This is a genomic window from Holospora elegans E1, assembly GCF_000648275.1.
Classification (GTDB): Bacteria; Pseudomonadota; Alphaproteobacteria; order Holosporales; family Holosporaceae; genus Holospora; species Holospora undulata_A.
On record NZ_BAUP01000031.1, the window covers coordinates 1 to 9887 of the forward strand.

11 protein-coding genes and 3 pseudogenes are annotated in these 9887 nt (G+C 34.2%); 5 read left to right on the forward strand and 9 right to left on the reverse strand.

The genetic code is table 11. From position 1 onward, the window contains the following. Positions 1 to 188 (forward strand): annotated as a pseudogene (locus HE1_RS08525) (IS481 family transposase); the annotation flags it as partial. Between the two features lie 486 nt (positions 189 to 674). On the opposite strand, the gene HE1_RS00550 reads toward HE1_RS08525, so the two are convergent. Then, on the reverse strand, positions 675 to 866 hold the full coding sequence (locus HE1_RS00550) for a hypothetical protein (RefSeq protein ID WP_052567138.1): 192 nt from the start codon (positions 864 to 866) through the stop codon (positions 675 to 677). Between the two features lie 288 nt (positions 867 to 1154). Between HE1_RS00550 and rplU the strand changes: the two genes are divergently transcribed. From rplU to HE1_RS06295, 3 genes are all read left to right on the forward strand, one after another. After that, entirely contained in the window at positions 1155 to 1421 is a 267-nt protein-coding gene (gene rplU, locus HE1_RS00555; protein ID WP_206537201.1) for a 50S ribosomal protein L21, read from the forward strand. Between the two features lie 43 nt (positions 1422 to 1464). Further along, a complete protein-coding gene (rpmA, locus tag HE1_RS00560; protein ID WP_035543409.1) occupies positions 1465 to 1707 on the forward strand; it encodes a 50S ribosomal protein L27 in 243 nt (80 codons plus the stop codon). A 370-nt stretch (positions 1708 to 2077) separates the two neighbouring features. Next, positions 2078 to 2749: an HAD family hydrolase gene (locus HE1_RS06295; RefSeq protein ID WP_206537202.1), complete on the forward strand. Its 672-nt coding sequence runs from the start codon at positions 2078 to 2080 to the stop codon at positions 2747 to 2749. Between the two features lie 248 nt (positions 2750 to 2997). Here HE1_RS06295 and HE1_RS07890 read toward each other — a convergent pair whose 3' ends face one another. The 7 genes and pseudogenes from HE1_RS07890 to HE1_RS00600 form a co-directional block, all read right to left on the reverse strand. Further along, positions 2998 to 3330 carry an IS1 family transposase gene (locus HE1_RS07890; RefSeq protein ID WP_035543411.1) on the reverse strand — a complete coding sequence of 111 codons (333 nt, stop codon included), beginning with the start codon at positions 3328 to 3330 and terminating at the stop codon, positions 2998 to 3000. Between the two features lie 8 nt (positions 3331 to 3338). After that, a pseudogene (locus HE1_RS07895) lies at positions 3339 to 3548 on the reverse strand (helix-turn-helix domain-containing protein). A gap of 631 nt (positions 3549 to 4179) precedes the next feature. Continuing rightward, positions 4180 to 4974, reverse strand: coding sequence for a hypothetical protein (locus tag HE1_RS00580; RefSeq protein ID WP_035543413.1), 795 nt, complete (start codon positions 4972 to 4974; stop codon positions 4180 to 4182). A gap of 261 nt (positions 4975 to 5235) precedes the next feature. After that, the gene (locus HE1_RS00585; protein WP_006304197.1) at positions 5236 to 6585 is read right to left on the reverse strand and encodes a sigma-54-dependent transcriptional regulator; all 1350 of its coding nucleotides are present in this window, start codon (positions 6583 to 6585) and stop codon (positions 5236 to 5238) included. Positions 6586 to 6634: 49 nt separating this feature from the next. Beyond that, the gene (gene fabZ, locus HE1_RS00590; protein ID WP_006304198.1) at positions 6635 to 7147 is read right to left on the reverse strand and encodes a 3-hydroxyacyl-ACP dehydratase FabZ; all 513 of its coding nucleotides are present in this window, start codon (positions 7145 to 7147) and stop codon (positions 6635 to 6637) included. Beyond that, positions 7134 to 8135 carry a UDP-3-O-(3-hydroxymyristoyl)glucosamine N-acyltransferase gene (gene lpxD / locus HE1_RS00595; RefSeq protein ID WP_052567143.1) on the reverse strand — a complete coding sequence of 334 codons (1002 nt, stop codon included), beginning with the start codon at positions 8133 to 8135 and terminating at the stop codon, positions 7134 to 7136. Before lpxD ends, fabZ begins: the two co-directional genes overlap by 14 nt. An 18-nt stretch (positions 8136 to 8153) precedes the next feature. After that, complete coding sequence (locus HE1_RS00600) at positions 8154 to 8795, reverse strand: OmpH/Skp family outer membrane protein (RefSeq protein ID WP_023491398.1); 642 nt, start codon at positions 8793 to 8795, stop codon at positions 8154 to 8156. A gap of 467 nt (positions 8796 to 9262) precedes the next feature. Here HE1_RS00600 and HE1_RS08530 point away from each other — a divergent pair, with 467 nt between their 5' ends. Next, complete coding sequence (locus HE1_RS08530) at positions 9263 to 9514, forward strand: hypothetical protein (protein ID WP_035543418.1); 252 nt, start codon at positions 9263 to 9265, stop codon at positions 9512 to 9514. 96 nt (positions 9515 to 9610) lie between these two features. Here the strand turns inward: HE1_RS08530 and HE1_RS00610 are convergent. Next, positions 9611 to 9887 (reverse strand): annotated as a pseudogene (locus tag HE1_RS00610) (integrase core domain-containing protein); the annotation flags it as partial.

The window sequence follows — 9887 nt, forward strand, 5'->3', positions numbered from 1 at the left end:
TTCATTATGCTTCTCATGATGAGCTAAAACAGCATGTGCGTGCTTATCTTATGGCTTACAACTTTGCTAAACGACTAAAAGGTATCAAAGGAAAAACTCCTTGGCAATTTATTCTAAATCAGTGGACAATTCATCTTGAATATTTTATACCTAATCCTAACAATTTTTTACTGGGACTAAACATATAAGTCCAAATCTTTTTATCCTATTTCTGCAGCGATACGTTTAAATCATTTAAGCACTCCGATAACTTTTTCATTCTCCTCTCTTTCACTTCAAAATTTTTTATTTTTATCTTTTCTTCTTTGGTAATTCAGAGTTACAATTCGGCTTTTGTCTACCCAGTGTCAGTAATGATTTTTTTCTCGATGAACCTTTATTGTGGATTCTTTAAATCCTCTAAAATCATGACGATTTCTCTTTGAAAATTCCGCACATACACCTTGCCTTGTGTTTTTATAGAAAGCCGCTTCTTTTTTCCTGAATAAAAACACTTTTTTTTATTATTACGATTATTTATATTTTTATTGTTTTTTTACTCTATTTTTTGGGACGTTATATTTGTGTTCTATGTGTGTTTTTCTATTAGTATAACTTCATAAATTTTTATCACTTTTTAGCAGCACCTAAGAAGTGAAAAATGAAGATACTTAATCGTATCATATGCCAAGCTCTCACTTACGCCGTAACTTTGGCTGACGTAGAAAATATGTGCGGTATTCTCGGATATAATTAAGGGTATCATCAAAAGACGCTTTTTCTATGCTCAGCTTATTCTTGCTTCTTCCCCGAGCTTTCTTTTTAACTTCTGCTTCTTGAAGAATACTTCCCATTCTATAAAATGCACCCTTTTTAACTCCTGTCAACTTGCGGAATTTTCTTCTTGCTATTATATTTTGATCTGTTCGTAGTTCTTACCTTGCCTCCTAGTATTTTTATCATAAATCTTGTTTATAATCTATTTTACGAAAAGTCTATTCTCTTTTGTGGCTTAATTAGGGACACTGCCTATTTATTTTTCAAAAATTTTTCTCTTTTCATTATTCATTATGTTTTTTTGTTAAATTAGTGCAAGTTGGACGTGTGCACTTGTACTGAAAAGACCATGGTGTTGGAATAAGAAAAATTTTTGGTTTGATTACTTGTACACAGTTTTGAAAACTGGAGGAAAGCAGTATTATGTTGACCAGGGCCGTTTTTTAGATGTAGAACGTCTTGTTTGTAATAAAGGAGATACTCTTTTGGATGGGTGGTCTGTCCAACCTGAAGGAGACGTTTTGCCTGCAAAAATTATTGCAGTGTCTCTTGGAGAAACAAAATCAAAGAAAGTTATAATTTTTAAAAAGAAGCGACGTCACAATTATAGAAGAAAGCGTGGACACAGACAGGTTTTAACTCGAGTGCGTATTGAAGCTGTATAAGTTTAGTGAGAAATTTGATATGTGGAAGAAAATGGGGTAGCTTATGGCACAAAAAAAAGGAAGCGGAACGTCGCGTAATGGTCGCGATTATGCTGGACGTCGGTTAGGTGTTAAAAGGTTTGATGGACAGGTTGTAAATGCCGGAACTAGTATTTTGCGTCAGCAAGGAGCAAAGGTGCGTCCTGGTATAAATGTTGGATGTGGAAAGGATTATACTTTGTTTGCAAGAATTTCTGGTTATGTGAAGTTTTGCATAAAAAAAGGAAAAAATCGTAAAAGTTTTTAAAGATCGTATTTAAATTAAACTGTTTCTTAAAGAAGTAAAAAAATTACAAAGCTTTGCTTAAAAAATCTTTGAAAGGGTAAAACAGAGGGTAAAGAAGATCTTTTCGCTTGTAAAAAACTTGTATCTGTGCTATTTATAAATTGTTTGCTATGGTTTGTAAAAAGTTTTAGATTTTAATGCATGACGACTTTTTTGACATCCTAATGTATTTTTAAGGTTAGTTTTATTTCTGATAATGTTGCAAAATATTACGAGATATTGATTGAGATACGTAACGTGTATTATAATTATTCCTTTTACATAAGAAAAATTTTACTAATTAAATTCCATGAGCTTTCATAAAAAATCTCTTAACTGTGTCCTCTGGGTGTTGCTGGACTTTGATAATTCTTTAATGGGGACAGAGCGCATCACCATTCCTCTTTTGATTAACCGCTTTAATGAGCTGTACAAAGATAAAATTTCTTTTCTATTAACGAATGAGTGTTTTGAAGCTCAATTTAAAGGAAAAACACGAGAATCTCTTTGTAATCATTTATCAAACTATTTTAAAATTAGAGTAGATTATGATGTGTTATACCATGAAAGAGAACAAAATATAACAAAATCTTTTCAAGAGCATTTTGTTGAAATGGCTTTGCATGTTATTGAAACTTTAACCGTTGTTCGTCAGAAGTGTGGGGTGGCATTGGTTACAAACAGTCCATTACAAAGGGTTTTTTCAGCAATGCGTTGGGCAGATAATAGACGAGGAGGCGAACTCGCTAAAATTTTTGAGACTTCATTTTTTGAGTCTGGGACTTCTCCAAAACCTTTGCCAAATGTGTATCTTCTTGCCATGAATCAATTACGCGTTTTACCAGAGAACTGCGTTGCGGTAGAAGATAGTGTTTCTGGTGCTACTGCTTCTATTTGTGCTGGAATTAAAACTTTTGGATATACTGGATTTTGTTATAATAGATCTTGCAGTGAAGAACAATTGAAAGCTGCTGGTGTTGCACAATGTTTTGATGATTGGAGACAGTTTCTAAATTTAATCTAGCTTATAGAATAACAAATTGTAAATAAAAACTTCAAATAGTGAAATATTTTCAAATAATACATAATTGTGGAATAGGTAGATAGAGAAAAAAATAAATAATAGAGGTTTTTTCGAGACTTTTAACCAAAGATAGCATGATTAATTTTCAAAGTTTTATTAACGTGAAGTTCCGCAAAAATACGCAGTGTTCCCTCTAGCATTTCAAGTTATCGTGTGTTTGCAAGAGTTTTTCGACGAAATTTTGCAAACTAATAGAGGTGAGGAGCGTTATTTTGTTCAATGGAAAAGGTTTTATCTTTTCCCTGAAAGGGGTGGGGGATTGGAATAATTTTATTAAAACCTGCCCAATGATCTTTGCAATAAAATAAAATTTTCCATTTTTTTAATCGTTCAAAAAGTCGTTTGAATGTTTGACTATAGTGATCACCAAATTCCCAATCGATAAGCCGTTTTCCAGCACGATCACAGACTTTAAGCTTTAAAAATCCAAAATTTCTTGCTTCTTTTTTTAAATAATGCCAAAATTCATCGACTTCCTTGACAATACCTTTTCTTCTGGGAATGACTCGGTTTTGGCGCATAGCCTTGATTATAAGGTGCCCGCCCCCTTCAAAACAGCGCTCGCGCTGACACCAAAAGTTGCGCAATTCGGTTCATTGAAAGACCGCTTGCGTAATAAAACAAGGGCTTGGAGCTTGTCTTTTTCGGGCACACCTCGTGCAATTTTTTCCACATTTTTTACATTTGTACCGCTTTCCCCCTCGAACAAAACCGATTTTAAAGCAATCAAAACATTCACAAAATTTACATACAATCTTTTTTAGAGACTTTTAAAAAAATTCCTTTACTGATTTTAACAAAAAATATTTTTAGTTAAAGGCTTCGAATTTTTACATTTTTTATTACTGATATAATTTTTATAGTATTAAAATCTATAAAGAAAGTAGGTAAAAATTAGGTTTAATTATTTTCTTCTAATAATTCTTAAATTTATTTAACTTTACAAAAAAATAATTTATCCTTAACTATTACCGATTATTTAAAAATTATGCAGAAGAATCTTGAATATCTAGAGTTATCTCTTTATTAACTAACTATTTTTTTATCACTGCCAAAGCGCCTGGGGCAAAGACCTTTATCGGATTAGTCTTGTTGCTCTCCCAACCGCCCATTATTTAAATCATCTTTTTGGCTATGTCTTTAGAAAAAACATCTTAGTTAATATATACTACATTTTTTACTTCTTTGCTATTCATTATTACAGAATATATATATTTTTAATATTTCGTTATATCTACTAAGTAATTTTTCTATAATTTCCAAAGTTTGCTTTTGTTTTCACTACTTTCAAGATCTTTTGTCCATTTTACTATACCGATATTAATGTTTTTTTCTAGAATTTACTTTTTCAAATAACAGCCCTTTTGGTTTTAGATGATAATAGATTCTTTTTGAGAAGAAGAATTTTTAGAAGCTGAGCTCTCTGAAGGAGACTCGGGTTTTTCAGAAGTAGGGCTCTCTGAAGGAGACTCGAGGTTTTCAGAAGTAGAGCTCTCTGAAGGAGACTCAAATCTATCTGATGATATAAGGGAAGAAGAAACACTTGCTTCATGCAAAACGTCTAAACCTGGATCTTGTATCTCATTTTTATAATCACCAGCTAGTGATTTTTCTTTAGATAAAATTTCTTCATTACCCGACCAAGAAATTAATTTTCTTCCCACAACTCCAAATAATTCCTTGATTTTTGGCAGAAAATAACTCATTAAGTGTTTTCCCGTTTCTTTTGCTTGCTCTGTTATTTGATGCGTAATTTCTTTTGCTTGTTCTCCTGCCTTACCAGCTATTTCTTTTGCATGCTCACCGGCTTGTAAAGCGACTTCACCTGCTTGAGGAAGAAGCTCATTTTTTGCATAATCTGCCACATGTTCTACACCTTTTGTGATGCGCTCTAATCCCTTTTTCATCAATCCAGAATCTTCTTGATTGCCCTGAACAAAAGTTTCTGCTACTAAATACCGTGAATCTAGATTGTTTGCATTGGGCTGATTATTCAATAACGGGACTTCAGATCCAGAAGGAAGGATTTTTTTCGTTTCAGGATTTTGTTTTTCATCAAGTCCGGCTTTTGAAAGTAAAGCCAATCGCTCTTCGATAGATGCAGCACACAACGTTTGACTTCCAAACGTGACCAGTAAAAAAAAAGGGAGATAACGATTTTTCATTTTAATATACGCGTTTTGATTTATGAGTTATATTATAATTGTATTAAAATAAAATTGTGTAAAAAAAACTAGCTCATAGGTTAAAAAATAATAATACATTACCAAAAATATAACACTCCACATAGTTCATCAAATGAAAAGCTTTACTTGTTTTTTGTCCTTATTATTCTAATTTTATTTTCTAACCCAGAGCAAGAATTTTATAAACAGTATCTCTTACCAACTACAACACCCCCATTTTCTACTTCTACGAAATAAAATCTACAAAGTCGAAGAAAAAAAACCACTTTTTTGATTAATCTCAATGCGTTTTTCGTTTAAGTGCTTAATTTTTCGGTGTAAAGCCGAACGCTCCATACCGATTTTTCTTGCAACAATAGATACGTTTCCGTTTTCTTCTGAAAGACGGTATGAAATATAAAAATGCTCAAACATGCACCGCGCATCTGTCAATGAAAGAGAAAATAAATCTTGGTGCATGGAATTATTAAATTGCATCATGACGGGTAAAGAAAAATTCTCTGCTATTAAAGTATCCTTGGTCGCAACGATCACAGCGTTTTCAATAACATTAGAAAGTTGCGTGATGTTTCCGGGCCATTCATACAGTTGCAAAGCACGCAATGTCACAGAATCTAAAGGTTTAAGAAATTTTTGATAACGTAATGAAAAAAAAGACATAAGATATTCTATCCAGAGCTTAATATCTTCCTTGTGCTCTCGAAGAACTTTAAGAACAAAATAGTTCAACGTAATACGATCAAAAAATTCTTTAAAAAAAAGCCCTGCCTTGGATAAAAATGTGTCTTGAGCCGTGGCTAAAAATCGAACATTTAATGGAACTAAATTTTTTCCATTAACACGATACACTCCATTTAAATCCCAGAGCTCCGATAAAACTTTTTGTAATTTATCGCTTAACGTATCTACATTTCTGAGAATAATCGTTCCTCCTTGTGCTTTTTCAAATAGACCAACGCGCTCTACAACGCGATCACGTTCAATACCCAACAATTCTTCATTTCCTAGAGTATTAAGTTCTTGCGCCTCAAGAATTAAAACAGATTTATCTTTCCTAGAAGAAAGTTGCACCATTTCCTTTACAATAGAAGTTTTTCCTGTTCCGTTTTCTCCTAAAATTAATACTCGAGCATCTGTTGCTGCAAGCCTTGTCAACGAAGATGCCAAGGGAAAAGGCCAAGACTTTGCCTCATTGGTAGCCATAACTTTATGGATGTGGAGCTGAGAATGTTCCAGTCCATGACGAACACTTAAAAGCAGGCGATCCAAGTCAAAAGGCTTTTCTAAAAAATCATACGCCCCCCGCTTAATAGCTTTCACAGCAAGTTCTAACGTCCCATGACCGCTGATCATAATAATAGGAATTAAAGGAGAAATCTGTTTAATTTGCTCTAAAAGATTCACTCCGTCCCAAGAATCTTTACCGAACCAAACATCCAGTAAAATCAACTGAATATTTTCACTCTTTAATTTTTTCATCGCTTCATCTGGTGTCTGAGCGATGTGGGTTTTAAACCCTTCATCTCCCAAAATCCCCTTTAAAGTTTTACAAATTTCTTTATCATCATCCACTACCAGAATAGTATGCATCGGAACTCCTAATTTTTATAAGCTGCACCCCAAAAAATAATTTGAACTCCTAATCAGCGTAAGAAGAAAGCGAAGAAATTTTAGCCGTGTACACTGCTTCTGCTACTAACTTTTCTTCTACCCAAGCTTCTCCTCTAAACGTCCATACGTATCCTCTTTCTTGCTCTTTTTGCACGCAAAGTCTTAACGTATCCCCAGGCACTACAGGACTTCGAAATTTTGTTTGATTTAAAGACATAAAATATACAATATGATCCTTAGAGGTCAAATTTAAAGAATGCATTACCAAAACTGCAGCTGTCTGCGCCATAGCTTCTACAATAAGAACACCAGGCATAACAGGGCGCTCTGGAAAATGTCCAGAAAAAAAATACTCATTCATCGTAACATTTTTTATTCCTACCGCACGCTCTCCAAGTAAAACATCCACTACTCGGTCTACCATTAACATAGGATAGCGATGAGGAATATATCGCATGATGTCTTGTATCGAAAATTCAATACTTTTTGAATTTAAAATCGAAGAAGAAGTAAATAAATCCATAATATTACCCTTTATCATTTGAAAACAATCGCTTTAAATAGATCACTTGTCTTTTCCATTGCTGGATAGGCATTGCTGGAATTCCAGCGATTTGTGCACCAGACTCCGTCGATCGCATTACACCACTTTTAGCTGCCACAGCAGTTCCGGCTTTTAAACACACCCCAGGAGCTACCCCCACTTGACCACCTAACATGCACTGATCTTCTATACGACAACTCCCAGAAATTCCCGTTTGTGCAACTAGCACCACATTTTTTCCAAGCTGAACATTGTGTGCCACTTGAACCAAGTTATCTATGCGCGTTCCATCACCAATTAACGTATCATCTAAAGTTCCCCGGTCAATAGTAGTGTTTGCTCCCAAAACAACATCTGACCCAATACGAACTTTTCCCCAATGAGGAACGTCCACAGGCCCAGAACCTGTAACAACAAACCCAAATCCCGGCTGACCTATTCGGGCCCCAGAGCGAACACAAACCCGATCTCCCAAATAGGCATGGCAAATAGAAACATGGGAATCAATACGACAATCTTTTCCCATATTAACATTTTTTCCTATTAAAACATGCGCTCCCAAAATGCATCCTTGCCCCAAAATTGCCCCTTCTTCTATCACCACAAAAGGACCAACAGTACAAGAATCAGGAACAAAAGCATCAGGGTGAACCCATGCAGAAGGATGAATTCCTCTGTCTCCTTGTGAATCTAAAAAAAACTCAGCACTAAGCGCACGCATCAAACGAACACAGCACTCCCAAGGGGTTTGACACAACAAAGGAATGGTGTGATCCGGCAAAAAATCCTTATGCTCTGGACGAACAAAACACGCCCCCGCGTTACACTGCTTTCCATCTTTTAGCAAATCCAAACGATCCAGAGAAGTAACTTGATCACGATTTGCGCTTCCAAAAGATGCAACCCCAGAAAACTTTTTTTCTAAAGCAGCACCCAACACTCCAGTGTGCTTGGATATAAATTCTATATCAAAAACAAAAGACATCCTCTTCCTTTTTTTGCATTACCCCTTAGCCCCAGGAACATAATCTTTTAACGTATCTATCCGTTTTTCCATTAAACGCGCAACGTCAGAAGTTAAATCCACAATACTTAAATTAAGCTCTGAACGATCAATGTGTAAAACTACAGCCCCATTCAAAACCAAAGATATTCCACGTTTTGAGCACAAATCATCCAAAATTTTCTGCATTTCTTGATCTAAAAATTTGGCTACTGATTGTTCGGAAACATAAATTTTTTTTTGCATTTCCGAATGAGACTGCTCAAGCTTTGTAACACGATCTTCTAGTGCTTTTCTTTTTTCATTGTATTTTTCTTCTCCAATAAGACCCCGCAGCCCATCTAACTTTTTCCATTCTTTTTCTAAACTTGTTTTTTCTTTAATTAGTCCTGAAGAAACTTTCTCTCTCCAAGCTTCTATGTCTTTTTTCCAGATTCGATAAGCAGGTAGCACCTCTATAATGCCATTTAAAAACACAACCCCCGTCTTTTTTATGGTTAAAATCTTTGAAGGCTCTTCTCTTTTTTCTTCTTGCTTATCCTGCTCCTTTGAACTTTCTCCACAAACCGAACCACAAAGAATCAAACAAGAAAAAATACAAAAAAAACTTTTATGCAGTAAACTTAGACTCATCTTTTTCATATTTAATTTCTCCACACTTAACTCCTAAATATTTTTATAAATCACGAACTTTTATACTTAAGTCGCACCTTTCTTTTGATCATCATAATTTTTTTACGAAAAATCAAGTGCTCAATATAAGCAATAAGTTATTTTGCAATAATTTACCATTTCTAAAATAAAGTTTACTCACAATTTAACAAAAATTAATTTTCGAAGTTTAAGTAGATACACTTAAACAAAAAACGGCTTTACAGTTAAAGATTAGCTTTGAAAATTAAAAATAAAAAATCAATGTAAAAAATCTGGTATGAAGAGAGTTTTTATTGTAATTTAATTTTTGAAAAAATGAATTAAAGAAATTTAAATTATTGTATTTACATAAATACCTGAAAAATCAAAAGTTCAAAAATGAATGGCAGCGTATCAAAAAACATTTTTTAGAGCAATAATATACCAAATCAAACTGAAAGTGTTGGACTAATGCGTTGAAAATTGTCATTGACTCAGTCGACAAGATTCATGGCAATGTTGTTTCAGGTTTGGTAGAAAAAATGCAGCATACTCTTGCAAAACTCTTTGGCAGAGAAGAAAAATCGATTGTTGCGCATATGTTCATTCTTCTCTGGTTGGGGCTAGGGAGGGCAAATAATGCTCCTCAATCCCCCTTTCTTTCGCTACTTTTTTGGTGTCTTTGCTTTTGTTATAAGGTCTTTGATCCAAGATTAGGTGAATGTTAGGTTGTTTAGTCCCAGTAAAAAATGGTTGGGATTAAGTATAAAATATTCAAGATGAATTGTCCACTGATTTAGAATAAATTGCCAAGGAGTTTTTCCTTTGATACCTTTGAGTCGTTTAGCAAAGTTGTAAGCCATAAGATAAGCACGCACATGCTGTTTTAGCTCATCATGAGAAGCATAATGAAAGCTATTAACTGTTGCTTCTTTTATATTTCTATTCATTCGCTCTACTTGCTCATTATTCTGTGGATACTTTATCTTAGTCCTCCTATGCTCTATTTGATTCTCATTACAAACACGCTCAAAGATATGAGTGAATGCATGTTTATGATGATCATGGGTGGTGAATTGAATTCTGTTATCTGTAAGGACT

What these genes read in the sequence shown, in the direction of transcription:
- rpmA (WP_035543409.1), top strand. Translation starts at nt 1,465, where the DNA reads ATGGCACAAAAAAAAGGAAGCGGAACGTCGCGTAATGGTCGCGATTAT.
- HE1_RS07890 (WP_035543411.1), bottom strand. Translation starts at nt 3,330, where the DNA reads ATGCGCCAAAACCGAGTCATTCCCAGAAGAAAAGGTATTGTCAAGGAA.
- HE1_RS00585 (WP_006304197.1), bottom strand. Translation starts at nt 6,585, where the DNA reads ATGCATACTATTCTGGTAGTGGATGATGATAAAGAAATTTGTAAAACT.
- HE1_RS00580 (WP_035543413.1), bottom strand. Translation starts at nt 4,974, where the DNA reads ATGAAAAATCGTTATCTCCCTTTTTTTTTACTGGTCACGTTTGGAAGT.
- HE1_RS00600 (WP_023491398.1), bottom strand. Translation starts at nt 8,795, where the DNA reads ATGAAAAAGATGAGTCTAAGTTTACTGCATAAAAGTTTTTTTTGTATT.
- fabZ (WP_006304198.1), bottom strand. Translation starts at nt 7,147, where the DNA reads ATGATAAAGGGTAATATTATGGATTTATTTACTTCTTCTTCGATTTTA.
- lpxD (WP_052567143.1), bottom strand. Translation starts at nt 8,135, where the DNA reads ATGTCTTTTGTTTTTGATATAGAATTTATATCCAAGCACACTGGAGTG.